25 protein-coding genes and 1 pseudogene are annotated in these 24,532 nt (G+C 72.0%); 12 read left to right on the top strand and 14 right to left on the bottom strand.

Features of this window, described 5'->3' with window-relative positions:
- Positions 1–109: 109 nt before the first annotated feature.
- Positions 110–982: an ABC transporter permease gene (locus ABZ808_RS05050; protein ID WP_357001046.1), complete on the bottom strand. Its 873-nt coding sequence runs from the start codon at positions 980–982 to the stop codon at positions 110–112.
- A 21-nt stretch (positions 983–1,003) separates the two neighbouring features.
- A complete protein-coding gene (locus ABZ808_RS05055; protein ID WP_357001050.1) occupies positions 1,004–1,801 on the bottom strand; it encodes an ABC transporter ATP-binding protein in 798 nt (265 codons plus the stop codon).
- Positions 1,802–1,975: 174 nt separating this feature from the next.
- Between ABZ808_RS05055 and ABZ808_RS05060 the strand changes: the two genes are divergently transcribed.
- Complete coding sequence (locus ABZ808_RS05060) at positions 1,976–2,596, top strand: isochorismatase family cysteine hydrolase (RefSeq protein WP_357001054.1); 621 nt, start codon at positions 1,976–1,978, stop codon at positions 2,594–2,596.
- Here ABZ808_RS05060 and ABZ808_RS05065 read toward each other — a convergent pair.
- The 3 genes from ABZ808_RS05065 to ABZ808_RS05075 form a co-directional block, all read right to left on the bottom strand.
- The gene (locus ABZ808_RS05065) at positions 2,527–3,450 is read right to left on the bottom strand and encodes an IclR family transcriptional regulator (protein WP_357001056.1); all 924 of its coding nucleotides are present in this window, start codon (positions 3,448–3,450) and stop codon (positions 2,527–2,529) included. The genes ABZ808_RS05060 and ABZ808_RS05065 overlap by 70 nt on opposite strands.
- Positions 3,451–3,523: 73 nt before the next feature.
- Complete coding sequence (locus ABZ808_RS05070) at positions 3,524–4,723, bottom strand: NAD(P)/FAD-dependent oxidoreductase (RefSeq protein ID WP_357001058.1); 1,200 nt, start codon at positions 4,721–4,723, stop codon at positions 3,524–3,526.
- A gap of 2 nt (positions 4,724–4,725) precedes the next feature.
- Positions 4,726–5,514, bottom strand: a complete 789-nt coding sequence (locus ABZ808_RS05075) for a hypothetical protein (RefSeq protein WP_357001060.1) — start codon at positions 5,512–5,514, stop codon at positions 4,726–4,728.
- Between the two features lie 248 nt (positions 5,515–5,762).
- On the opposite strand from ABZ808_RS05075, the gene zwf reads away from it, so the two are divergent.
- Positions 5,763–7,142 (top strand): glucose-6-phosphate dehydrogenase, encoded by a 1,380-nt coding sequence (zwf, locus tag ABZ808_RS05080; protein ID WP_357001062.1) that lies wholly within the window; start codon positions 5,763–5,765, stop codon positions 7,140–7,142.
- Positions 7,139–7,969, top strand: coding sequence for a GNAT family N-acetyltransferase (locus ABZ808_RS05085; RefSeq protein ID WP_357001064.1), 831 nt, complete (start codon positions 7,139–7,141; stop codon positions 7,967–7,969). Before zwf ends, ABZ808_RS05085 begins: the two co-directional genes overlap by 4 nt.
- 14 nt (positions 7,970–7,983) lie before the next feature.
- On the opposite strand, the gene ABZ808_RS05090 is transcribed toward ABZ808_RS05085, so the two are convergent.
- The 4 genes from ABZ808_RS05090 to ABZ808_RS05105 form a co-directional block, all read right to left on the bottom strand.
- Entirely contained in the window at positions 7,984–8,961 is a 978-nt protein-coding gene (locus ABZ808_RS05090; protein ID WP_357001068.1) for a hypothetical protein, read from the bottom strand.
- A complete protein-coding gene (locus ABZ808_RS05095) occupies positions 8,958–10,316 on the bottom strand; it encodes a hypothetical protein (protein WP_357001070.1) in 1,359 nt (452 codons plus the stop codon). The genes ABZ808_RS05090 and ABZ808_RS05095 overlap by 4 nt, the downstream gene beginning before the upstream one ends.
- A complete protein-coding gene (locus tag ABZ808_RS05100; RefSeq protein WP_357001073.1) occupies positions 10,313–10,618 on the bottom strand; it encodes a DUF6403 family protein in 306 nt (101 codons plus the stop codon). The genes ABZ808_RS05095 and ABZ808_RS05100 overlap by 4 nt, the downstream gene beginning before the upstream one ends.
- Positions 10,619–10,742: 124 nt before the next feature.
- Positions 10,743–11,471: an SDR family oxidoreductase gene (locus ABZ808_RS05105; protein WP_357001076.1), complete on the bottom strand. Its 729-nt coding sequence runs from the start codon at positions 11,469–11,471 to the stop codon at positions 10,743–10,745.
- A gap of 89 nt (positions 11,472–11,560) precedes the next feature.
- On the opposite strand from ABZ808_RS05105, the gene ABZ808_RS05110 reads away from it, so the two are divergent.
- The 3 genes from ABZ808_RS05110 to ABZ808_RS05120 all read left to right on the top strand — a co-directional run bounded on the left by ABZ808_RS05110 (position 11,561) and on the right by ABZ808_RS05120 (position 13,671).
- On the top strand, positions 11,561–12,394 hold the full coding sequence (locus tag ABZ808_RS05110) for a patatin-like phospholipase family protein (protein ID WP_357001078.1): 834 nt from the start codon (positions 11,561–11,563) through the stop codon (positions 12,392–12,394).
- A 45-nt stretch (positions 12,395–12,439) separates the two neighbouring features.
- Complete coding sequence (locus ABZ808_RS05115; protein ID WP_357001080.1) at positions 12,440–12,901, top strand: peroxiredoxin; 462 nt, start codon at positions 12,440–12,442, stop codon at positions 12,899–12,901.
- A gap of 83 nt (positions 12,902–12,984) precedes the next feature.
- Positions 12,985–13,671, top strand: a complete 687-nt coding sequence (locus ABZ808_RS05120) for a hypothetical protein (RefSeq protein ID WP_357001082.1) — start codon at positions 12,985–12,987, stop codon at positions 13,669–13,671.
- A 6-nt stretch (positions 13,672–13,677) separates the two neighbouring features.
- Here ABZ808_RS05120 and ABZ808_RS05125 read toward each other — a convergent pair whose 3' ends face one another.
- The gene (locus tag ABZ808_RS05125; RefSeq protein ID WP_357001086.1) at positions 13,678–14,124 is read right to left on the bottom strand and encodes a MarR family transcriptional regulator; all 447 of its coding nucleotides are present in this window, start codon (positions 14,122–14,124) and stop codon (positions 13,678–13,680) included.
- 95 nt (positions 14,125–14,219) lie between these two features.
- On the opposite strand from ABZ808_RS05125, the gene ABZ808_RS05130 reads away from it, so the two are divergent.
- On the top strand, positions 14,220–14,717 hold the full coding sequence (locus tag ABZ808_RS05130; protein WP_357001089.1) for a MarR family winged helix-turn-helix transcriptional regulator: 498 nt from the start codon (positions 14,220–14,222) through the stop codon (positions 14,715–14,717).
- Positions 14,718–14,868: 151 nt separating this feature from the next.
- Here the strand turns inward: ABZ808_RS05130 and ABZ808_RS05135 are convergent, their stop codons facing one another.
- The gene (locus ABZ808_RS05135; RefSeq protein WP_357001092.1) at positions 14,869–16,062 is read right to left on the bottom strand and encodes a GNAT family N-acetyltransferase; all 1,194 of its coding nucleotides are present in this window, start codon (positions 16,060–16,062) and stop codon (positions 14,869–14,871) included.
- Between the two features lie 152 nt (positions 16,063–16,214).
- Between ABZ808_RS05135 and ABZ808_RS05140 the strand changes: the two are divergent.
- Positions 16,215–16,949: pseudogene (locus tag ABZ808_RS05140) on the top strand (methyltransferase domain-containing protein); the annotation flags it as partial.
- 38 nt (positions 16,950–16,987) lie between these two features.
- Here ABZ808_RS05140 and cydB read toward each other — a convergent pair.
- Positions 16,988–17,986, bottom strand: coding sequence for a cytochrome d ubiquinol oxidase subunit II (cydB, locus tag ABZ808_RS05145; RefSeq protein ID WP_357001095.1), 999 nt, complete (start codon positions 17,984–17,986; stop codon positions 16,988–16,990).
- A gap of 14 nt (positions 17,987–18,000) precedes the next feature.
- Positions 18,001–19,416: a cytochrome ubiquinol oxidase subunit I gene (locus ABZ808_RS05150; protein WP_357001098.1), complete on the bottom strand. Its 1,416-nt coding sequence runs from the start codon at positions 19,414–19,416 to the stop codon at positions 18,001–18,003.
- A gap of 200 nt (positions 19,417–19,616) precedes the next feature.
- Between ABZ808_RS05150 and ABZ808_RS05155 the strand changes: the two genes are divergently transcribed.
- The gene (locus tag ABZ808_RS05155; RefSeq protein ID WP_357001100.1) at positions 19,617–20,390 is read left to right on the top strand and encodes a lysophospholipid acyltransferase family protein; all 774 of its coding nucleotides are present in this window, start codon (positions 19,617–19,619) and stop codon (positions 20,388–20,390) included.
- 33 nt (positions 20,391–20,423) lie between these two features.
- Here ABZ808_RS05155 and ABZ808_RS05160 read toward each other — a convergent pair whose 3' ends face one another.
- Positions 20,424–21,260 carry a nitroreductase/quinone reductase family protein gene (locus tag ABZ808_RS05160; protein ID WP_357001102.1) on the bottom strand — a complete coding sequence of 279 codons (837 nt, stop codon included), beginning with the start codon at positions 21,258–21,260 and terminating at the stop codon, positions 20,424–20,426.
- 321 nt (positions 21,261–21,581) lie between these two features.
- Between ABZ808_RS05160 and ABZ808_RS05165 the strand changes: the two genes are divergently transcribed.
- The 3 genes from ABZ808_RS05165 (at position 21,582) to ABZ808_RS05175 (ending at position 24,529) form a co-directional block, all read left to right on the top strand.
- Positions 21,582–22,349 (top strand): glycerophosphodiester phosphodiesterase, encoded by a 768-nt coding sequence (locus ABZ808_RS05165; RefSeq protein WP_357001104.1) that lies wholly within the window; start codon positions 21,582–21,584, stop codon positions 22,347–22,349.
- A gap of 17 nt (positions 22,350–22,366) precedes the next feature.
- The gene (locus tag ABZ808_RS05170) at positions 22,367–23,758 is read left to right on the top strand and encodes an MFS transporter (RefSeq protein ID WP_357001108.1); all 1,392 of its coding nucleotides are present in this window, start codon (positions 22,367–22,369) and stop codon (positions 23,756–23,758) included.
- A gap of 90 nt (positions 23,759–23,848) precedes the next feature.
- Complete coding sequence (locus ABZ808_RS05175; RefSeq protein ID WP_357002763.1) at positions 23,849–24,529, top strand: thymidine kinase; 681 nt, start codon at positions 23,849–23,851, stop codon at positions 24,527–24,529.
- Positions 24,530–24,532: the final 3 nt, after the last annotated feature.

Raw genomic sequence — 24,532 nt, forward strand, 5'->3', positions numbered from 1 at the left:
GGGGGGAATGGAGAAGGTGCGACGGATAGAGGCAAGGAGGGACCTGCCCGCGCCGCGTCGCGGCGCCGACCATGGATCGGAGGTGGGGGTGGGTGTGGAGCGCGGCCCGTCAGGGGGTGCGGCGGGGCTGCACGGATTCGTGCCAGGGGATCAGCAGCCGGCGGGCACCGGTCACGACGCTGTAGAGGGTGAAGCCGAACAACGCCATGATCAGGATGGCGCCGAACAGTTTGTCCACCTGGAGACCGTTCTGCAGGTTGACGGCGTACCGGCCGAGGCCCTTGTCACCGCCGAGGTACTCGCCGACGATCGCGCCGATGGTCGCCTGGACGACCGCCAGTTCCATGCCGGCCAGGATGAACGGCATCGTGTACGGCAGGTCGGCCCGCCAGAACCGCTCCCAGCGCGACGCCTTCAGGGTCGTCATCAGGTCGTGCATGGAGCCCGGCACGGAGCGGACGCCGAACGAGGTGTTGATCAGCAGCGGGAAGAAGGCCAGCAGCGCTGCCATGACCACCTTCGACGACGGGCCGAAGCCCAGCCAGAGGATGAACAGGGGCACCAGCGCGACCTTCGGCACCACCTGGGTGGCGACGATGAACGGGCGGGCGATCCGGTCGAACAGCGGCGACTTGCCGATCATCAGGCCGAGCCCGACACCCAGGACGATGGCCAACGCCAGGCCCATCATGACCTCGTAGAAGGTCGTCCAGATGTGCGTCTGCCACACGAACGGGTCGGTGATCTGCTCGATGAATGACTTGAACACCGCCTCCGGTGCCGGCAGCACGAACCGGGACAGGTCCGTGACCTCGACGTACACCTTCCAGGCGACCAGGAACAACGCGATCAGCAGGGGGCTGGTGTAGAAGGACAACCAGCGGTTGTTGCGCAGCCGCTGCGACAGGGTCGGCGGCGGGGGGCGGAGCTGTTGTCCGGAAGACGTCGTCGGCGCCGGGTGGCGCTGATCTGTAGTGGTCACGTGCGACACCTCAAGTGCTGCTCAGGCCGAGACGGCGGGTCGAATGTCGTTGTCCTGCTGCACCTCGCCGATCTGCCGACGCAGCTCGGTGGCGAGGGCGCGGAACTCGGCGGACTCGGTCATCGCGAGGGTGCGCGGCCGGGGCAGCGTCACCTCGGTGATGGAGTGGATGTGCCCGGGCTTGGTCCCCAGCATCACGATGCGGTCGGCCAGGAACACCGCCTCGGAGACGGAGTGCGTCACGAAGACGACCGTCTTGCGGTTCTCCAGCCAGATGCGCTGCAACTCCGCGTTCATCATGTCGCGGGTCTGCGCGTCCAGGGCGCCGAACGGCTCGTCCATGAGCAGCACCTGCGGGTCGTGTGCCAACGCCCTGGCGATGGAGACCCGCTGCCGCATGCCGCCGGACAGCTGGTGCGGGAGCTTGTTCTCCGCGTCGGGGAGCCCGACCAGGGACAGCATCTCCCGGACCTTCTCCGTGCGCTCGCGCCGGCCGACGCCGGCCATCTCCAGCGGCAGGGCGACGTTGGCGCCCGTCGACCGCCACGGCATCAGGGTGGCCTCCTGGAAGACGAAGCCCAGCGGGCGGTCGGCGTTCTCCTGCCGCTCGCCGTGGTCGAGCCGTACCCGTCCCACGGTCGGGCTCTCCAGCTGGCCGATGATCCGCAGCAGCGTCGTCTTGCCACAGCCGGACGGGCCCAACAGCACGACGAACTCGCCGTCGGCGATGTCGAGTGAGACATCGCTCAACGCGACCATCGACTGCCCACCGGCGCCGGCGAAGACCTTGCTGACGCCCTCCACTTTGATCGCACTCATATGGCTACCCCTGTCACCGACCGGTCCGCGATTAACGCGAGATTGTTCGCTTGTGCAGTACGCCGTTCTGTTGGAGGGAACGTAAGCTATGTTCGGCGGCGAGGTCAATGGCCCACAGGGGCCGACTCCATACCACTAGTTCCTTACCAATCGCCCAACTCCGGAGGAACTGGCATGCAACACCTGTCGCAGCGCACTGCGGTGCTGGTCATTGACATGCAGAACGACTTCTGCGCCCCCACCGGAGCCATGGCGAACCTCGGTGCCGATGTCAGCGTCAACGCCGACCTGGCCCGCCGGTTGCCGAGCTTCCTCGACCACGCGCGGACCGCCGGTTGCCTGGTCATCTGGGTACGCCAGGCCGCCCACGAGCAGCTCGTGTCACCGGCCCGGCGGGCACGCGCCGAGGCGATGGGCCGCAGCCCGCTCAGCGTCTGCGCCGCCGGCTCCTGGGGCGCCGAGCTGGCCGACGGCCTGCGCCCCGAGGCGGGCGACTGCCACCTGGAGAAGACGCGCTACAGCGCGTTCGTCGGCACGCCCCTGCACAACCTGCTGCGCGCGCACGGACGTGACCACGTGGTGGTGGTCGGGACGGCCGCCAACGTCTGCGTGGACTCCACCATCCGCGACGCGTACATGGCCGACCTGACCACCACGATGCCGACCGACCTGGTCGGCTGGACCCGCGCGGACCTCGCCGAAGCGGCGATCCGCAACCTGGGCTTCTACTTCTGCGAGACCACGACCTCGGCCGAGCTGGTCGCGGCGTGGTCCACGACGGACCGGGTCGTCTGACGCCGGGTGGCGCGCTTGCGCTCCACCGGCTCGGGGGCCCCCTCCGCCGGGGCCGGCTGGTAGCCCAGCTCGGCGCTGACCTGGCGAGCCGCGTCGGCCACCAGGTCGCCGTACTCGGCCAGCAGTTGCGCGGAGAAGCGGTCCTGTGGGCCGCACAGCGACAACGACCCGTAGACCTCGCCGGAGGCCAGCCGGATGGGCGCCGCCACGCTCGCCGCGCCGGCCTGCCGTTCGCCCCGGCTCACCGCGTACCCCTGCTCACGGACCACCCGCAGGTCGGTCCAGAGCTGCTCGACCGACGTGATGGTGGCCGCGGTGACCGAGACCAGCTCGTGGGTGGCGAGGTATTCGGCGATCTCCGAATCCGGCAACGCCGCCAGGATCGCCTTGGACGACGAGCCGGCGACCAGCGAATGTCGGGAGCCGAGCGTGACCGACATCCGGATCTCGTGCGGCGACAGCACCTGGTCGGTGTAGACCCGCACCCAACCCTGCCGCATCGACAGCGTCGCCGTCTCCCCCGTGGCCTCCACCAACCGCCGCATGTGCCGATTGGTGATCGCCTGCACGTCGATGGCGCGCAGGGCGGCCAGGCCGACCGCGAGGGCGCCCGGCCCGAGCCGGTAGCGCCGGGTGCCCTCGTCGAAGGTGACGAACTGGTTGGCCGTCAGCTCCTTGAGGATGCGGTGGGCCACCGCCTTGGGCAGGTTCAACTCCCGCGCGACAGTGGACACCCCGATCATCTCCGGGCTGCGTTCGGCGAGCAGGTCGATCACGGCCAATGCCCGCCCCAGGCCGCTCGTCGTGTAGCGATGACCGTCCTCCGGCTCGGTCACCGGCGCACTGATCCCCATTCAGATCACCTCTCGAAGGTGCGTGTGAGCACGCCAGCGGTTGACCGATCTGGCTGTGGTGGGCGCCCGGCGCCTAGTGCTGGATCCCGAGCATACTGACACGCCGAAGGTACTTTTGGGCATCCTCGGGGTTCTCGGCGAGTGCCCGCAGACGCAGCAGCCGCTCGCGGCGTCCGGCCAGTTCGACCCCGTCCGCCGAGGTGCGATTCTCCGTCGTGGTCGGCTGGACGAAACGCTCGGCGATCGACCGGCGACGCTGCGCGTACTCGCTGGTGGCGGCGTCCTGGTCGGACTCGGCCAGCGCGATGGCGACCGCCACCGCGTCGTGGATGCCCGAGTTCAGACCCATGCCCCCGGTGGTGCTGCTCAGGTGTGCGGCGTCGCCGGCCAGCAGCACCCGGCCGATCCGGAAGGAGGCCGCGAGCCGCTGGTGGCTGCGGTACAGCTGGTGTTGGCTCAGCGGCAGCTCCCGGGCGTCGGGCTGACCGCCCAGCAGCAGCTCGACGGCGGCCAGGAACGCCGGGTGGGTGCCGGTCGGTGGCTCCTCGTCGACCCCGGTCCCCGTCGACAGCGCCGCGCGCCAGATGTCGGGTGTCCGGATCAGCGAGAAGCGGCCCTTCGGGCCGGACCAGTATCCGACCGCGCCGAGATCGGGCACCGCGTCCTCGAAGCGGAACGGCGTGGCCACCACCAGGCTCAGCGACGGGTACGTGAAGCCGGGGAACGGGACGTCGAGCAGCTTGCGGGCGATGCTGTGCGCGCCGTCGGCCGCCACCACCCACGGGGAGGCCACCACGGTCCGGGTGTCGCCCACCGCGACGTCCAACTCGACGCGCGTGTCGTCCTGGCGCACGCCGACCACCTCGTGCCCGAACCGGATGTCCACGTTCGGCGCCTCCGCGACCGCGCGGCGCAGCAGCCGGACCAGCTTGTACTGCTCGTACTGCAACCGGAACGGATACCGGGTCTCGCCCTCAAGCGCCTCGTAGGAGAAGCAGGCGGACTCGGTCAGCTCCAGGTCGCGGTAGTCCAGCCGGTGCACCCGGACCGCCTCCTTGAGCAGCGGGGCGGCCAGGTCGAGCTCGTCGAGCAGTTCGGTCGTCGGCGGGTGAACGGTCGAGCCGCGCCATTCCGACTGGACCTCGTCGGGGCCGCGTTCGAGCACGATCACCGGGATGTCCCGGCGGGCCAGGGCGAGGGCCGTCACCATGCCCACCGGTCCGCCGCCGAGGACGACGACGGGTGCTTGCACGGCGTGACTGGATGGCGCCACGTTCACTCCTTCCCGCCGGCGATACCGCCGACGATTCCGGTCAAGGGGGGTTGGGCCAGGGTGGCGGCCAGGTGCCGCAGCGCCGGGCTGGGCGACTCACTCGCCAGGTGGGTGATGCCGGCGGTCTCCAGCAGTTGCCAGGCGCCGGCCAGGTTCGACGACAGCACCGGCAGGGGTGCCTGCGGCAGGACCTCGTCAAGGACGTCCAGGCTGGGCGCGCCCGTCCCGGTCAGCAGCACCGCGTGCCCGGGCGGGAAGCTGTCGGCCAGTGACTCCAGGGTCTGGCGCACGGTGTCGCGCACGGTAGTCGACGTGAGGTCGTAGATGGCGCCGGTGCCGGGCACCGGCACCGGCGTGTCGACCCGGCGGCCGGTCGCCCGCCAGAACGCCGCCGCCTGCTCGGTGAGCCAGTCCGGGTACGGCGAGATCAGGGTCAGCGACCGGACCGCGAGGCGGTCGAGCACCTGCCGCACGGCGGCAGCCGCGCCGAACACCGGCGAGCCGAGTCGTGCGGTGGCCGCACCGTCGGTGCGCTGCGCGTCGGCGCGCCCCGGCCGGTAGTAGCAGCCGGTGCAGGCGACGTAGGTGGCTCGCAGGTCCAGGCCGTCCAGCGTGGCCGCGGTGTCCGGCAACAGCTCGGCGTAACGGTCCAGCCGCTGCGCGAGTGAACCGTTCACGACCGGCAGGCGGGCGGCGTGATAGCGGACCCGCGCCGGCAGCAGGCGGCGGAGTTCGGGCTCCACCGTCGGGTTGGCCGGTGGAACAATGATGCCCAGAGCTGCCTCGACCACTATCTACCGCCAAATCGTTCGACTGAGCCGTACGGCGTTCTACGTACTGGAACGATAGGGGCTGTGGTGGGGCCGGTCAACCCATCGCGGGCAGCGGCTCGCACCCACCTGACCAGGGCAACTGCCCACAATCTGGGCGCCGGGGGTCGCCGCTGCCCTGTCGCGGGCCTCACGCGGGGAATTCGACGAGGGGTTGGGAGGTTCTCCGTTCGGAAGATCAGGTTTCACTCCGATCGGATGGAAGAACCATGCGCGTGCGCTCAGACGCGGTAGTGCTGTTCGGCGTCACGGGAGATCTCGTCTCGAAGAAGCTCTTTCCGGCGCTGTACGAGCTGACCAGACGCGACCGCCTTGACGTCCCCGTGATCGGCGTGGCCCGCTCCCCCTGGGATGACCAGCAGCTCGTCACCACCGCCCGGAAGTCGGTCGCCGAGGCCAACGCCGAGGTCGACGACGACGCCTTCGACGCGCTGGCGGGCAACCTCTCGATGATCTCCGGCGACTACGCGGACCCCACCACGTACCAGCGGTTGGCCGACCGCCTGCGCGACGCCGAGCGACCGATCTTCTACCTTGCGGTCCCGCCGGCGGTGTTCGGCGCCGTCGTCGACGGGCTGGCCGCGGTGGGCCTGGCCGACCGGGGCCGGGTGATCGTGGAGAAGCCGTTCGGGCGCGACCTGGCGTCCGCCCACGAGCTGGACCGCACCCTGCGCGCGGCCTTCGACCCGCAGCGCGTGTTCCGCATCGACCACTACCTCGGCAAGGAGGCCGTCGAGGGCCTCTACGCCTTCCGGTTCGCCAACCGGCTGTTCGAGCCGCTCTGGAACGGCGAGCACATCGACAACATCCAGGTCACCCTCGCCGAGGGCTTCGGCACCCAGGGCCGTGCCGGCTTCTACGACACGGTCGGGGCCACCCGCGACGTGCTGCAGAACCACATCCTGCAGGTCGTGGCGCTGATCGCGATGGACGCGCCGGCCGCCGACGACACCGACGCGTTCCGCGCGGCAGAGGTGGCGGTGCTACGGCAGATCGCGCCGCTGTCACCGGAGTCCACCGTGCGGGGACAGTACGCCGGCTACCGGGACGAGCCGGGCGTCCGGCCCGACTCGAACACGGAGACGTTCGTCGCCACCCGACTGACCGTCGACTCTCCCCGCTGGGCGGGGGTGCCGTTCTACCTGCGCACCGGAAAGTCCCTGCCCGGGACGGCGACCGAGGTCGTGGTCGAGTTCAAGCAGCCGCAGCGGGCCCTCATCCCGGCCGCGGATGGCGTCGCGGCGCCCGCGAACCTGCTGCGGTTCCGGCTGGGCCACGGCGACGGCATCACCATGTCGATCCAGGCGAAGAGCCCCGGCGCGGAGGTCGCCAGCCGTCCGGTGCACCTGTCCGTGGACTTCGGCGCGGCGCTCGGGCACCGGCAGGAGGCGTACGAGCGGCTGCTCGACGACGCGATGGACGGGCAGCACCTCCGGTTCGCCCGCGCGGAGACCATCGAGCAGGAATGGCGCATCGTCGAGCCGATCCTGGATCATGCGCCGCCCGTGCAGGCGTACGACAAGGGCAGTTGGGGTCCGGCGGACGCCGAAGCGCTCGCCGGCGGCTGGCACACCCCGGACCTGCGATGAGCGGGCAGGACACGGTGCGTGCGCTCGCCGAGCTGGCGGAGGCCGAGTTCATGTTCCGGTACGAGTCGGGGGCGTCGCCCGAGGTCCGCGACGCGCTCGGCCTGGCCGCCGCCCGGATGGGTGGCGGGGTGGTGCTGTCCATGCGGCACGACCCCACCGGCTACTGGAGCAAGGCGCTCGGGTTCGGCGTCGACGCGCCGGTCGACGGCGACCTGATTGGCCGGGTCTGCGATTTCTACCGCACCCAGGGCAACCCCGCCGCCGTCATCCAGATCGCCCCGGACCGGCTGCCGGCGGACTGGGACGACATCTGCGCGCGGGAGAACATCACCGGCGGTAGCACCTGGGTGAAGCTCGCCGCCGAGATCGAGACGCTCCGACCCGGCCGCACCGACCTGCGGGTCGGCCCGGTGCCCGCCGAACTGGTCGACCAGTGGGCGCCGGTGGTGCTGCGTTGCTTCGGTATGCCCGAGGAGCACCTCGGGCCGATGGTCGCGGCCGGCGTGCGCGATCCGGGCTTTCAGCCGTACGCCGCCTGGGACGGCGACGAGATGGTCGCCGCCGCCAACCTGTTCGTCCACGGTGCGGTGGGCTCGCTCAACACCGGCGCGACCTTGCCGAGCCATCGGGGTCGGGGCGCGCAGTCGGCGCTGTTGACGGCCCGGGCGGCGGCCGCGGCGCGGGCCGGCTGCCGGTGGGTCGTCTCCGAGACGGGCCGACCCGACCCGGGCTCGTCGAATCCGTCGCTGAACAACATGCTCCGGGTGGGCCTCACACCGCTGTACGAGCGGCGCAACTGGGTGTGGCGGGCGGACCCGACCGAGTAGCTGTGAACGCCGCGTCACGGGCCTTTTCGATCAGTGCTGCCCACTGCCACACCAGCTGCGGACGGGGTACCGGTCAGCTGCAGCGCCCGCCGGCTCAACGCGTCGACGTGGTCGACGAGCCGGCGTACGGCTGCGTCGTCGTCCGCGTCCACCGTGGCGATGCGGTCGAGCAGTTCGGCGTAGTCCGAGGTCAGTGCCAGGTACCGCCTGCCGAATTCCTTCTCGGGGCCGCTGACGCGGGCTCGGCGTCCCGTTGCCGCGTACCGCTGGTCGAGGTCGATGATCTGCTGGGCCAGCACGGCGGCGGCGGCGCTGAGCGTGCTGCGGCCGTCGGCGTGCTCGTCGCGGTGGCGCCGGCGGGCGTTCGCGAGCCGGCCCGCCCGGCGGCCTCCGATGTAGAGCGTGGCCGCGCCGACGACGACGGCCCCGAGGGCCGCCACCGCGAGCAGGAAGCGGGGCAGCGACGGGCTGATCGTGCGCGTGCCGTCGGGAACGGTGCCGGCCTTCACCAGCAGGTCGTAGTTGACGGTGACGACCTTCAGCGCCTCCAGCGGGCGGTCGGGGAAGGTGTCGACGCCCCGACCGATGATCATCTCCGCCACGGCAGCCCGACCGAAGTTCTCGTCGTCACGCCCGGGCAACAGCGCGCACCCGTACGTGTCGTAGTCGTCGCCGTCGCGGCTCAGCACCAGCACGACGTTCCCGTTGGCGGCGCGCGTGACCTGGCGGCAGCCCTGCCGGAGGTCGGCGTCCGGCTCCAGCAGCAGCACGACCAGCCGGCGGTTGCCGATGACCCGTTCGGCCGCGGCCCGGTCCAGGTCGACGCCCGGTGCCGCGTAGACGGAGGAGGTGCGGACCTGGCGGGCGGCCGGGCCGTCGAGCACCCCGCCGGTCCACAGCGCCCAGCCGGCCAGCACGAGGCACGCCAGGACCGCGACGCCGAAGGGCGTGCCGACCAGGGCACCGAGCCATCGCCCGACGGACCGTTTCACGACAACCTGCCCTGCAGATAGAAGTCCGGGCGGTAACCGGCGAGCCCCACCGTCCGGGCGCTGTCGTCCAGTTCGTCGGCCGCCTCGTTCAGCAACGACCGCACGTGGTGCTCCGGCAGGGCCTCGTCCAACGCGGCACGTGCCGCTTGAAGCTTGACGACGCCCCGGGTCAGCGCCGGATTGCTGCGGGCGTCGGTCAGCAGGGACATCTCGACGGCGAGCGCGGTGAGGCCGGCCAGTCGGGCCGGCGCGCCGTCGCCCCGCCGGATCCCCGTACCGTCCGGCCGGCGCAGCGACCGGACCGACAGGGCCAGGAACGTCGCCACGCAGCCCGCGAACAGCCACGGCAGCGCGGGCAGCGCCACCCGCAGCGGGTCGACCGGCTGGTACGGCAGCGGACGGTCGAACAGCCCCGAGTAGCGGATGTCGGTGACCCGGTTCAGGTAGACCGACAGCACCTGGTCCTGGGAATAGTCGTACTGGCTGATCCGGTCGGCGAACTGGCCGTAGAAGCTCGCCCCGGCCACCTCCGCGAAGTCCGTCGCCGGGCCGTGGTACTCGATCCAGAGGCCGTACATCACGATGATCGGGGTGCCCGGGAACAGTTCGGTCAGGGCCGGCCCGAACCGGGGCAGGGGTTCACCGAACGGCTGCGCGGGCAGCGCCACGTACAGGGCGCCGTCCGGGAACGCGGTCGTCGCGGCCTTGCCGGGCACGCCGGTGAGGCTCGCTCCGGCTGCGGCGTGCAGGCCCTTGGCCCGCAGGTCGGCGGTGACGGCGGTCAACTCCGGACCGGTCGGCTCGCGCCACCGCAGCCCATCGTGGTCGGCCGGGACGGGCACCTCCCGCAGCGTGGCGATCAGTGTCACCAGTGGACCCGTCACGTCGGCGGTGGCGAAATGCGCGCGCCAGCCGGGCACGTCATCGGGTACGGCCCGGTAGAAGCCGCCGGACACGTCGGTGCCGCTCACCACGATGGTGGCGTTCTTCACCTCCCGTAGCCGGCGCCTCTCGTCCTCGTCGAGCCAGGGCGGCGCGACCAGGATGCGGACGGGGTGGTCGCCGGCTGCCTCGCGGACCCGCTGTTCGTTCCAGTGCGCGATCGAACCGGGCAGCCGCACCACGGGACTGTCGGCCACCAGCGCGGTCATCTCGTCCACCGACGGCACGGTCGGGTCGCCCGCCCTGGGCGCCGGGCCCTTCGCGATCGTCGCCGAGTCAGCCGGGGACCGCCCGTAGCTGACGTCGGCGCCGTGTTGCTGCTGGGCACCCAGGAAGATCACCAGGACGACCACGGCGATGCCCAGGAGCGCCCAGCGCAGCGCCTCGTAGCGGTGCGGCCGGCGGGCCGTCACCGCTGCGTCCGCCACAACCGGTCGGCCTGCTGGGCGTGTCGCTCCGCTGTCCGCGCGGCGGCCGCCCCGCCCCGTGCGGCGGCGATCAACTCGGCGCGGGCCAGCAACTGCTCGGCCGCAGGGACCGGGCTGGTCGCCGCGTCCCGGCTGACGGCCGCGCTGTCGATGGCCGCGCGGGCGCCGGACCAGGCGGTCTGCCGCTTCCGGTCCCGTGCCCGCCGGGCGGGGACCAGGGTCGTCGCGAGCCCCGCGCCCACGAGCAGAACGCCGCCGACCAACCAGATCAGGAGGGTGTGGGACATGCGCTCCAACCATCGGACGAGGGGTACGGGGTTGCTCGACGGAATTCGGGCAGCCGTGCGGGCACGACCGAGTCTGACTGACGCTGTCGAATCGGCGCGAACGAGCCACGGTCGGGTGCGGTGGTCAGAGACCGCCGGAGACGCGCAGCACCGTGCCGGTGGCGTACGAGGCGTCCGGGCCGAGCAGCCAGGCGATGGCGGCGGCGATCTCGTCGGGTTCGCCGGCGCGGCCCAGCGGGATGCGGCCGGCAGCGCTGTCGGGGCGGTCGGGTACGCCGGAGACGGCGTGGATGTCGGTGCGCACGATGCCGGGGGCGACGGCGTTGACCCGGATGCCCTTGGGGGCGAGTTCCTTGGCCAGGCCGACGGTGAGGGTGTCGGTGGCGCCCTTGACCGCGGCGTAGTGCACGTACTCTCCCGGGCCGCCGAGGGTCGCGGCGGCCGACGACACGTTGACGATGGCACCGCCGTCGGTCATCCGGCGGGCGGCCTGCTGGGCGCAGAGGACGTACCCGATGAGGTTGACGTCGACGACCCGGCGCAGGTCGTCGACGCGCAGCTCGGTGAAGGGCCCGATGGGGCTGGTGACGCCGGCGTTGTTGACCAGGCCGGTGAGCGGGCCGAGCCGCGCGGCGGCGGTGAACAGCTCGTCGACCTGGTCGGGGTCGGTGGTGTCGGCGCACACCGCCACGGCCGAGACGCCGGTGGCCCGCAGGTCGGTCAGGACCGTCTCGGCTGCGGCGTGGTCGCGGCGGTAGCACAGTGCGATGTGGTGGCCGGCCGCGGCGAGGCGGCGGGCGGTGGCCGCGCCGATGCCCCGGCCGCCGCCGGTGATGACGGTGACGGGTGCCACGGCGCCCTCCCGGGGTGTCTGGTGGCTGCGAACCGGATGCGCCGACGCTACCGTGACCGGCGCGGGTCGGTCGTCGAGAGGAGAGTCACATGCGGCGGGCGTTGGTGCTCGGTGGTGGCGGGGTGACCGGCGTCGCCTGGGAGCTGGGGCTGCTGGCGGGGTTGGCCGAGCGGGGCGTGGACGTGTCCGAGGCGGACCTGGTGGTGGGCACGTCGGCGGGTTCGGTGGTGGGCGCGCAGGTGTGCTCGGGGCTGCCGCTGGAGCAGCTGTACGAGGAGCAGTTGGCGCCACCGTCGGGTGAGCGGGCGGCACGGTTGGGCTTCGCGGCGTTGGCGCGGCTGGTGTGGGCCGGTGGCCGTACCCGTGACGCGGTGCGCTCCCGGGCGCGGATCGGCGCGATGGCGGTGGCGGCGCGTACCCCGTCGGAGGCGTCGCGGCGCGCGGTGATCGAGGCCCGCCTGCCGGTGCGGGAGTGGCCGGCGAGACGGCTGCTGATCACGGCGGTGGACGCGTCCTCCGGTGAGTTCGTGGTGTTCGACCGGGACAGCGGGGTGTCGCTCGTGGACGCGGTGGGCGCGAGCTGCGCGGTGCCCGGGGTGTGGCCACCGGTGACCGTCGGCGCGCGCCGCTACGTCGACGGGGGGATGCGCTCGCCCGTGAACGCCGACCTGGCGGCCGACGCGGGGCGGGTGCTGGTGATCGCGCCGACGTCGGGGGCGTTCGGACCGATGCCACGGTTGTCCGCGCAGGTGGCCGCGTTGCGGGTCGCCGGGTCACGGGTGGTGGTGGTGACGCCGGACGCGGCGGCGCGTACGGCGATCGGCCGCAACGTGCTGGACCCGGCGCGGCGGGCCGGGTCCGCTCGGGCGGGCCGGGCGCAGGCCGGCGTCGTGGTGGACGAGGTGGCGGCGCTCTGGGCGTGATCGCTTACGCTCACCGCCTGTCCGGTCTGACAACGGAGGTGCGCGGTGGCGGGTGTGGGCGTCGGCGACGTGGTGGAGGATTTCGAGCTGCCGGACGAGACGGGCACGCCACGGCGGCTGTCGGAGCTGCTGGCGGCCGGGCCGGTGGTGCTGTTCTTCTACCCGGCGGCGATGACCCGGGGCTGCACGGCGGAGAGCTGCCACTTCCGGGATCTGGCGGCGGAGTTCGACGCCCTGGGCGCGACTCGCGTGGGCATCAGCCGCGACCCGGTGGCCAAGCAGGCCGAGTTCTCCCGGCTGCACGGCTTCGACTATCCGCTGCTGTCGGATGAGGACGGGACGGTGGCGCAGCGGTTCGGGGTGCGGCGACGACTGCCGCTGGGGCCGCTGAGCACCAAGCGCCTGACGTTCGTCATCGGCACGGACCGGCGGATCATCGAGGTGATCCACAGCGAGGTCAGCATGAACGACCACGCGGACCGGGCGCTGCGGGCACTGGGCGGCTGAGCGGGCGCGAACCCCGTGCGGCGGGTGTCGCAGTCGGCTGGTATCAAGACAGCAATCAAACAGGTGTACGGAAGAGGGTAGTGATGGATGCCGGCCAGGGTTTGTCCACTGACGAGGTGCAGAGCATCCGCGAGGCGTTGGCGGCCGGGCGTAAGCCGAGGGTGGTGTTCACCGCGTCGGCGGGTCAGATCGCCGGTCAGGTCGGTCAGGTGATCGAGCTGACCGACCCCGAGGTGTCCGACGAGTTCATGGTGGTGCGGTTCGGCCGCGACGAGTTGCCGTTCTCCCCCGCCGATCTGGCCGTGGCGCCCAAGGGCGCTGGTCGTCGGGTGGTGGAGCCGAAGCCGGAGCCCGAGCCGCAGGAGCCGCCCGCGGTGGCGGCACCGGAGTTCGTGTTGGACACGCCGCGGGTGCCCGCGCAGCGACAGGAGGAGCCCAAGGTGGAGCAGACGGAGAAGCCGCCGGCGCGGCGGGCGGTCAAGGCCGTCAAGCCGAAGGGCCCCGCGGGCCTCACGGTGACGCTGGCGTACGCCGACGGTGAGTGGACGGTCGCCGCGCAGCAGGGCAGCAAGGCCCTCGCGAAGCCGTACGTGGTGAAGCCGGCCGAGGCGTTGAAGATGGTGGCGCTTGTCGACGTGCCGGGTGTGCAGGAGGCGGTGGAGCAGATCCTCGGCACCGAGCGGGCCGAGGCGGAGCAGCAGGCCGAGAAGCTGCGCGCCGAGCTGGCCGAGATCGAAGCACGGTTGGCGGAGTTGCGCGAGGCCCGCTGAGGCGGGTCAGCGCCGGTTGTGGTGCTCGACCAGCCGGGTGAGCAGGCGGGTCAGCTGCTCACCCTCGGCGGCGGACAGCGGTGCGAGCAGGTCGCGCTGGACACGGTCGACGGTCTCGCCCATCCGGCGGGCCTCGTCGGCTCCGGCGTCGGTGAGGCTGATGACGTTGCGGCGGCGGTCGGCGGGGTCGGGGGCGCGTACGACGAGCCCTCGACCGGCCAGGTCGTTGATGGCCGCCACCACGTCGCTGCGGTCGATGCCGCAGCGTCTGCCGAGGTCGGCCTGGCTGGCGGGCCCGGCCTCGGCCAGCGCGGCGAGCAGGCGGTAGTGGTAGCCGCGTAGGTCGTGCGCGGCGAAGCCCTCGCTGATGAGTCGGCCCGCGTGGCTGGCGGCCTGGTTGAGCAGCCAGCTCGGGGTGGTGCGTAGCCCGGCGGGTGACTGCGGGGACTCCATGGCGGCAGCCTAACAGGAATCGTTGGCGCGACCCACGATCCGTGTTACGTTGGCCGCACCAACGTTGGTTCGGCCAACGTTTCAAAGGAGGCGTCATGTCCACCACTCCCACCCTCAACGGGCAGGTCATCGGTCAGGCCCACTACGCCACCCGGGCCCTGCTGGAGCGAGCCGTCGCCCCGCTCGGGCTCACCTTCGGGCAGGTGCTCGCGCTCAACGTCCTCGCCGACGGCGCCGTCGAGCGCACGCGGATCGTGCACCGGATCACCAGCACCCTCAAGATCGACGAATCGGCGGTGCACGAGGTGATCGCCCACCTCGTCGACGAGGGCCTTGCTCGGGTCGACGGGGGCCCGTCGACGGGCGTCGACGGTCTCGCTCGGGTCGACGCCGGCCTGTCGACGGGCGCTGACGCTCGCGTGCGGCTCACCGACGCCGGTCACGTCACCCAGCGCCGCGTCTCCGCCGCCGTCGCGGACATCACCGCTCGGCTCTACGGGGACATCCCGGCCGACGAGGCGAGCGCGGCCGCCCGGGTCCTCACCCTGGTCACCCAGCGGGCGAACGCCGACCTGGCAGCGACCCCGGCCTGACCGGACGCCGTCACCAGGCGGCCACCGGAGGGTCGTCGACCGCTGATCGACTCGGGTTCAGGGAAATCAGGGTGTCCCAGTCGCCCGGACACCCCGATTTCATTGATCCCGAGTCGATCACATGCCGGAAGCCCGGCCGGCGGGCTGTCGGTTAGAAGTAGTCCAGCAGGTGCGCCGGGCCGCCGGCACCCAACAGGTCCAGGGCGTCGGGATCCACACCGGCGGCGTGCAGCAGGCCCGCCTCGGCGACCGACCGGGCGCGGGCGGCACCGGCGTAGAGCAGGGCGAAGCCGCGTACGTCCAGGCGCAGGTCCGGCTCGCCGTCGACCCGGGTCAGCTCGGCGGCGCCGTCGGCGACGACCAACCGCCAGGTGCCGGAGTTCCACTCGGCGATCGGGTCGGCGAGGGTGAAGTCGACGGCGCCCCGGGCGTGGGTGGGCCACCCCCGTGCGGCGACCGCCCGCGCCACGTCCACCGGCCGGTGCATCCACAGGTTCCGCTGGTGTTCGCGGGCCGACTCCAGCGGCAGGTGAGTGCTGACGGCGTCGCCGTCGAGGGGGCACAGCCGCAGGGTGGGCGCGACGCTTGCCCAACTGCCGAGCACGCCGACGAGTTCCCGGGCGGCCTCGGGGGTCACGGCCAACGCCTCGTCCACGGTGAGCACGGAGTCAGCGCCGTAGCCACGGCCCCGCTCCCAGGTGGCGTAGCCGACCAGGTCACCGCCGTCCTCGATGAGGGTGAGCCCGTCGCCGGGCAGACCGCCGTCGGCGGCGGGGACGTCGAACAGCTCGCCCCGGCGCGTGAGCAGCCCGTTGCGGTACCGGCTGATCCGCTCGTACAGGGTGGTGACGGCGGGCAGGTCGGCGGGGGTGCCGGCGCGGACGGTGAGTCGGGGATCCGGCCGGTGCCGGGGCAGCGCGGCGGTTGCCAGATCGAGGGTACGCAGCACACCGGCCGCTTCCCAGCCGCAGGCGCGGTACGGGGCGGCGACGGTGGGATACAGCGCGCTGATCGCCGCACCGCGTTCGCGGGCGCCCCGCAGCAGGGCGGTGAGCATCGCGCGGGCCGCTCCCCTGCCCCGGGCCTCGGGCGCGACCGCCACACCGCCCACGTCGGCGGCGGGCACCGCCTGCCCACCCCACCACTGGTCGTGGTGCAGGTCGACGGCCTTGCCGACGAGCCGGCCGTTGTCGTCGAACGCGCCGTAGCGGGTCATGCCGGGCACGTCGACAGTGGTGCGCGGGGGGCGGTGCCGCGGGTCGGAGCCGAACGCGAGGCAGCCCAGCTCCCAGGCGGCGTCGAGGTCATCGACGGTGAGTTCGCGGACGTGCACGGTGGCGGGCATCGGCACACCCTAGCGGGACGGATCTTCACCGACCGCTCATTTTCCGCCGGGTGCGGGCGTTGCGGGCGCGGCACGCCAGCACATATCGTCCCGACGTATCGCGCCGATACATCGACGCGACAGCCAGGAGGGCGGCGGACATGTCCAGCGGACAGTTGTACGACACCATCGGAGCCACCTACACCGTGACGCGTCGCACCGATCCACGGATCGCCGCGAGGCTCTGGGCCGCGCTCGGAGACGCGCGGACGGTCCTGAACGTCGGGGCTGGCACCGGCTCCTACGAGCCCGTCGACCGCGACGTCACCGCGGTGGAACCGTCGGCGCTCATGCGGGCACAGCGCCCCGCGGACGCGGCGCCGTGCGTGGCCGCCGTCGCGGCGCACCTCCCGTTCGAGGATCAGTCCTTCGACGCCGCGATGGCGGTCTCCACCGTGCACCACTGGCCGGACCCGATCGCGGGGCTGCGCGAGATGCGACGGGTGGCCCGGCGGGTGGTGGTGTTCACGCACGACGACAGTGCCACCGGATGGCACCGTCGGTTCTGGCTCACCCGCGACTACCTGCCCGAGGCCGCGAACCTTCTCGCCGACCGACCGTCGCTGGCCGAGCAGGCCCGCGCGATCGACGCCCGCATCGAACCGGTGCCGATCCCGTGGGACTGCGCCGACGGTCTGTTGGAGGCGTACTGGCGTCGGCCCGAGGCCTACCTGGACGATCGGGTGCGCCGCGGCCTGTCGCTCTGGGCCAGAGTCGGCCCGGAGGCCGAGCACCGGGCGGTGCGCAGCCTCCGGGCAGACCTCGCCTCAGGGCGGTGGGCCGAACGCAACCGCGACCTCGTCGCTCTCGACGCGGCGGAACTCGGCCTTCGCCTGCTGGTGACCTGACCGCCGCCACGGACTGGCGCGCGGCCAGGTCACCGCCATCAGTGCTGCGGGATGTTGGCCACGCCGATCCGCTTGCGGAACACCCAGTACGTCCAGCCCTGGTAGGCCAGCACGATCGGGGTGAAGATCACCGCCACCCAGGTCATGATCTTCAGGGTGTACGGGGTGGAGGCCGCGTTGGTGGTGGTCAGGGTGCCGGCCGCGTCCAGGGTGGACGGCATGACGTTCGGGAACAGCGCGGCGAACAGGGTCGCCACCGCCAGGCCGATCGCCACGGCCGTGCCGGTGAACGCCCAGCCCTCCCGGCGTACCTTGGCGGCGGCCAGACCACCGAGCAGGGCGAGGGCCGCGCCGACGGCGAGCACGACGGCGGCCGTGCTGGAGCGGATGCTCAGCGTCCAGGTCAGGAAGCCCACCGCGAGCACGGCGGTGCCGACGCCCAGGCGCACCGCGAGGGCGCCAGCGCGCTCGCGGATGTCGCCGCTGGTCTTCAGGGCCAGGAACACCGCGCCGTGGGTGAGGAACAGCGCGAGGGTGGTCGCGCCACCGAGCAGGGCGTACGGGTTGAGCAGGTTGAGCAGGCCGCCGACGTACTCGTGGTCGGCGTCCAGCGGCACGCCGCGCAGGATGTTGGCGAACGCGACGCCCCACAGGATCGCCGGCACCAGTGAGCCGACCACGATGGCGGCGTCCCAGCGGCGCTTCCAGGACGCCTCGGGGCGCTTGTGCCGGTATTCGAAGGCCACCCCCCGGGCGATCAGGGCCAGCAGGATCAGCAGCAGCGGCAGGTAGAAGCCGGAGAAGAGGGTGGCGTACCACTCGGGGAAGGCGGCGAACATCGCGCCACCGGCGGTGATCAGCCAGACCTCGTTGCCGTCCCAGACCGGGCCGATGGTGTTGATCAGGACGCGGCGTTCACGGTCGTTGCGGCCGAGCACGGGCAGCAGCATGCCGACGCCGAAGTCGAAGCCCTCCAGGATGAAGTAGCCGGTGAACAGCACGGCGACGAGGAGAAACCAGATGGTGGTGAGGTCCACGATGGGCTCCGGAATCAGTAGGCGAAGGCGAGCGGACGCTCGGCGTCGTCATGGGTGTCGTCGATGGGGGGCTGTTCGCTGACGTCGGGCACGCCGGCCTTGGCGTAGCGCAGCAGCAGCTTGACCTCGATCACCGCGAGGGTGGCGTAGATCAGCGTGAAGGCGGTGAACGAGGTCAGCACCTCGCCCAGCGAGACGCTGCGGGACACGCCGTCGCGGGTGAGCATCTCGCCGAAGACGATCCACGGCTGGCGGCCCATCTCGGTGAAGATCCAGCCGAAGGAGTTGGCCAGCAGCGGCAGCACCGGCATGGCCAGCCCGGCGCGCAGCAGCCACTTGCTGCGCGGGGTGCGGCCCTTGCGCTGGGTCCAGAGCACCAGCAGGGCGATGGCGGCGGCGGCCAGCCCGAAGGCGATCATGAAGCGGAAGCTCCAGTAGGTGACCGGGATGATCGGGGTGTAGCTGCCGGCGCCGTACTGGGCGGTGTACTGGGCCTGTAGGTCGTTGATGCCGTGCACGGTGCCGTTGGGGTCGCCGGTGCCCAGGTACGACAGCAGGTACGGGATCTTGAGGGCGAACACCTCGCGGCTGCCGTCGAGGCTGCCGATGGTGAGCACGGAGAACGAGGCGGGGCTCTCGGTGGTGTAGAGGCCCTCGGCGGCGGCCATCTTCATCGGCTGCACCTCGGTCATGATCTTGCCCTGGATGTCGCCGGTGAACACGACCGCGGCGGTGGAGACCAGGACCACCCAGGAGCCGAACTTCGTGGCGAAGCGGTAGGCGCCGGTGTCGGCGGAGTCGCGGTTGCGGATCACGTGGTACAGGCCGACGGCCACGACCAGCGAGCCGGCGACCAGGAACGATCCGGCGAGGGTGTGCGGGAAGGTGACCAGGGCGACCTTGTTGGTCATCACGGCCAGGAAGTCGGTCAGTTCGGCGCGGCCGGTCTCCGGGTTGAGTCGGAAACCGACGGGGTTCTGCATGAACGAGTTCGCCGCGAGGATGAAGTACGCGCTGAGGTTGGTGCCGATCGCGGCGGCCCAGATGCTGGCCAGGTGCAGGCGCTTGGGCAGCCGGTCCCAGCCGAAGATCCACAGGCCGATGAAGGTGGATTCGAGGAAGAAGGCGACAAGGGCCTCGATGGCCAGGGGCGCGCCGAAGATGTCGCCGACGAAGCGGGAGTAGTCGCTCCAGTTCATGCCGAACTGGAACTCCTGCACGATGCCGGTGACCACACCCATCGCGAAGTTGATCAGGAACAGCTTGCCGTAGAACTTGGTGAGTTTGAGGTAACGCTCGTTGCCGGTGCGGTGCCACATCGTCTGCAGGATCGCCACGAGCACCGACAACCCGATGGTCAGTGGCACGAAGAGAAAGTGGTAGACGGTGGTGACACCGAACTGCCACCGGGCGACGTCCAACGCGTCCACCTGAAACCCCCAGCTATTCATACTACGAGACGTAGTAAATACTACTGCTCGTCGTAGAAAAAGCGGCAGGGCCTGGCGGCCCGAACCAGCCTGGGACCAATGACCCTGATCACCCCGGCCGCCCGGCCCTCTGGGAGGGCGAGGGCAACCAGCCGACCCGCCCTCGCGGCCCCACCGCTGCGTGCGACGATGGCGCGCTGATGGACACCGAACACTCCCCCTGGCAGCCGCCGCTGATCTGGCGCGGCGCCCAGCTGCTGGCTCGGGCCCTGGTCGCCCTGGTGGCCCGCCTTGAGGTCACCGGCGACGTCCCGGCGCACCTGCGCCGAGGGCCGCTGGTGCTGGCCGCCAACCACATCAGCCCCTTCGACCCGGTGGTGCTGGTCGCCGCCTGCCAGGTCCGCGGCATCGTCCCCCGGGTCATGGCGACCGCCGGGCTGTTCCGCGCCCCGGTGATCGGCACCCTCATGCGCCGCGCCGGGCACATCCGCGTCGACCGCGGCACGACCGCCGTGCACCGGGCGCTCGACGCCGCCACCACCGCCGTCGCCGCGGGCTCGGTGATCCTCATCTACCCCGAGGGGCGCATCGGCCTGGACCCCGGCATGTGGCCCGAACGCGGCAAGACCGGCGCCGCCCGCCTCGCCCTGGACTGCGGCGCACCGGTCATCCCGGTCGCCCAGTGGGGCGCCCACGAGGTGCTGCCCTACCGGGCGCCCCGGGGGATGCTGCGCGGTGTGGCCCGCGCGGTGTGGCGTCGCCCGGTGATCCGCGTGCACTTCGGCGAACCCGTCGACCTGGGCGAGGTCGACGCCGCCGATCCCGGTGCCGCCCGCCGGGCCACCGACCGGATCATCGACGCGCTCACCGACGCCCTCGCCCCGCTGCGCCCCGACGAGCCCGACACGCCCCGGTACGTCGACCCGGGCCGCCCGAGCGACAGCAGCCGCGTACACCGCCGCCGGTCGGGCTGACCCCGCCTCAAGGGCCAGCCCGACCGGTACGCGTCAGTCGGCGGCGTTCAGCAGCGGCACGAGCTGCTCCTCCTCGTACGCCAGGTGCGCCCGTACCTGGTCGGTGAGCCGGGCCACCTCGCGGCGAAGAACCTCCCGGTCCGGCTGCGGGGTGCCCAGGACAGTGCGCAGCTCGTCCAGCACCGCCGCCATCGCCCGGTGCTCGTCGTTGAGCCGGGCCAGCACCGGAGCGAGGTCGGGCCGCTGGTCGGCGAGCCAGGCGAACAGGCCGGCGTCCTCACGCTCATGGTGGCCGTGCAGCCCGTGGCACAGGGTCAGGCAGTTCACCCGCACCTGTGCGCCCACGTGCGGGCCCGCGTCGTCGACCTCCTGTTGGATCAGCGCGAGTTCCCGCCGGAACGCGTCGTGGATGGCGACCAGCGCCGCTCCCGGCGGACCCGGTGGCGGCGTCGGCGGGCCCGGCAGTGGCTCCAGCGCCACCACCGGCAGCACGCGCCCCGCCCGGTCCTGGTACTCGCCCCAGCCGGGGTCGGCCGCCACCGCCCGGGCGAAGACGGTGTCGCGGTCGGGCCCGGTCAGCATCTCGGCGCGGGCCCGATAGGTGAACACACCGTCCTCCACCGTGACCAGCGGATCGGCCAGCACGTTGCGGAACCACTGCGGGTCGCGGGGCGCGCCACCGGCGGACGCGATGACCAGGATCCGCTCGCCCCCGTCGGGGAGGTAACCCAGCGGGGTGGTGTGCGGCGTGCCGGTGCGCGCCCCGGTCGTGGTGAGCAGGATCAGGCGGGCGTTCTCGAACCAACCGCCGACGCGGCCGCCGTTGGCGCGGAACTCCGCGATGACGTCGTCATTGAAGGTGTGCGGCATGTGACTCCCGGTGAACAGGGGCTCGCCACGCCACGGCGCGGCGGGCACGGGCAGGTGGGAAGGGGGCGGCAACGCGGCGGCGACAACACGACGCGTGAGCGCGGAGCGGTGCGGAGACAGGGCGGGCCTCGGGCCCGCCCGGGGGTCACTCGCCCGCCGGGTGCCCTGTCCGCTCGTGGCCAATGGCCGACCCGGCAGTCACGACGCCGAATCTAGTGTCCGCCCTCGCGCTGCGGCAACCCGATTTCGCCTGCGCAACGTTGCGGCGATCGTCGCCGGCGGGCCACCCGTGATCCACCGGCGGCAGGCATACTGCGTCGCGTGCTGACCCGACCCGGCTACCTCGACGCGCCAGGGCCGCTGGCGTTCGCCCACCGTGGCGGCGCCGCCGAAGGCGACGAGAACACCGCCGAGGCGTTCGCCCGCGCCATCGGCCTGGGCTACCGGTACGTGGAGACCGACGTGCACGCCACCGCCGACGGAGTTGCGGTGATCTTCCACGACCCGACGTTGCGACGGGTCACCGGCGAGGCGGGGCGCATCGCCGACCTGAGCTGGGCCGACCTCGCCTCGGTACGCGTCGGCGGTGCCGCCGTCGTACCGAGGCTCGACGAGGTGCTGGGCGCCTGGCCGCAGGTCCGCTTCAACATCGACGTGAAGGCCGACGGTGGTGTCGAGCCGACGGTGGCCACCGTGGCCCGGGCCGGCGCCAACGACCGGGTGCTGCTCGCCTCGTTCAGCGACGCCCGGCTGGCCCGGCTGCGGGCGCTCACCGAGGGGCGGGTCGCCACCAGCCTCGGCATGCGCGGGGTGGCCCGGCTGCGCCTCGCCTCACTGCACGGTCGCCCGCTGCGCCTGCCCGAGTCGGTGGTCGCCGCGCAGGTGCCACCACGCTACGGACGGGTGCCGGTGGTGGACCGCCGATTCCTGGATTACTGCCACCGTCTCGGCCTTCAGGTGCACGTCTGGACGATCGACGAACCTGCCCAGATGCACGACTTACTTGATCGTGGTGTGGATGGCATCATGACCGATCACGTCGGCCTGCTGCGCGACGTCTACCGCAGCCGCGGCCACTGGGCCGCCTGATCGTCGAAGGACCCCCGATGGCCGAAACCGTGACCCCCACGGTGGACGACACCCCGCCCCCGGCGAGCACCCGCCGCGAGCGCAGCGGCTGGTACATCTACGACTGGGCGAACTCCGCGTTCCAGACCACGGTGATCACCGTGTTCCTCGGCCCGTTCCTGACCACCGTGGCCGAGTTGGCCGCCGGCTGTGAGCTGGGCGCCGACACCTGCAACGGGTACGTGTACCCGCTGGGCATCAAGGTCGCCGCAGGGTCCTACTACCCGTACCTGATCTCGTTGTCGGTGTTCCTCACCGTGTTCGTGCTGCCGGTCATCGGGGCGATCGCCGACCGGTCGGCGCACAAGAAGCGGCTGCTCGGCGGGGCCGCGTTCACCGGCGCCGGCGCGACCATCCTGATGGCCTTCGTGACCGGCGACCGTTACCTGCTCGGCGGCGCGCTGTTCCTGATCGCCAACATCTCCTTCGGCGCGGCGATCGTGGTCTACAACTCGTTCCTGCCGCAGCTCGGCGGCCCCGACGAACGCGACGGCATCTCCAGTCGCGGCTGGGCGCTGGGCTATCTCGGTGGCGGTCTGCTGCTGGCGCTCAACCTGGTGGCGATCACCCTGCTGGACAAGGGCGACGACCCGCAACGCACCCTGGACCTGGCCCGCTGGTCGATCGTGTCCGCCGGAGTGTGGTGGGCGCTGTTCACGCTGGTGCCGCTGCGCTGGTTGCGCGAGCGCCCCAGCGTCGCGGCCCTGGCCGGCGGCGGCAACGTGCTCATCGACGGGTTCCGGCAGCTCGGGCGCACCATGCGGGAGATCAAGGCGTACCCGCTGACCCTGTATTTCCTGCTGGCCTTCCTGGTCTTCAACGACGGCATCCAGACCGTCATCACCCTGGCCAGCCAGTACGGCACCGAGGAGCTGCGGCTGGAGCAGAGCACGCTGATCATCACGATCCTGCTCGTGCAGTTCCTCGCCTTCGGCGGCGCCCTGACCCTGGGCGCGCTGGCCAAGCGCATCGGCGCCTGGAAGACCGTGCTGCTCAGCCTGGTGCTCTGGACCGGTGTGATCCTCGCCGCGTTCCGGCTGCCCGCCGAGGCGCCGGTGCCGTTCATGATCCTCGGCGCCGCCATCGGCCTTGTCCTCGGCGGCAGCCAGGCGCTGAGCCGGTCGCTGTTCAGCCAGCTCATCCCCGCCGGCAAGGAGGGCGAGTACTACGGGTTCTACGAGATCAGCGACAAGGGCACCAGCTGGCTCGGCCCGCTCGCGTTCGGCCTGGTGTTCCAGCTCACCGCCTCCTACCGGGTGGGCCTGGTCTCCCTGCTGATCTTCTTCGTGGTCGGGTTCCTGCTACTCCTGGCCGTGCCGATGCGCCGGGCCATCATCGCCGCCGGAAACACACCACCACGGGTGCTCTGAGCACGCTGCCCATCGGCCGACCAATCCAGGACGGCCGATGGGCTAGGCTGCCCGACCGTGACTGACGACGCCGCCACCTCCCCGACCTGCCTGGCCCACCCGCTCGCCGGCCCGCACCACGCGGCCGGGTGCGCGGCGGCGAGCGGACTCGACGGGCGTCCCCTGCACGCGGCGGCGCTGAAGTTCTTCTGGGGGCCGATGGACTGCGGCAAGTCGACGATGGCGTTGCAGATGAACTACAACCACGCCCGGCAGGGCCGTCGCGGGCTGGTCACCACCCGCATCGACCGCTCGCTGGGCCCGCAGGTCACCACCCGCATCGGCCTGGCCCACGAGGCCATCGAGGTCACCGACGACCTGGACCTGCGGGCGCTCGTGCGGGGCCGCTGGGCCGACGGGGTACGCGTCGACTACCTGATCTGCGACGAGGCCGGCTTCTACACCGTCGAGCACGTCGAGCAGATGGCCGAGTTGGTCGACAGCTACGACGTGGACGTGTTCGCGTTCGGCCTCGCCACCGACTTCCGGTCCTGCCTGTTCCCCGCCGCGCAACGGCTGTTCGAGCTGGCCGACGAGGTGGCCCGCATCCAGGTCGAGGTGCTCTGCTGGTGCGGCCGGGAGGGGCTGCTCAACGCTCGCGTCGTCGACGGGCGAGTCGTCCGCGAAGGCGCGCAGGTCGTCATCGGCGACACGGTGGACACCGCCGAGGTGCGCTATCAGGTGCTCTGCCGGCGGCACCACCGCACCGGCGACCTCGGCCCGCGCGACTGACCG

It is taken from the genome of Micromonospora sp. NPDC047527 (assembly GCF_040643015.1).
Classification (GTDB): Bacteria; Actinomycetota; Actinomycetes; order Mycobacteriales; family Micromonosporaceae; genus Micromonospora.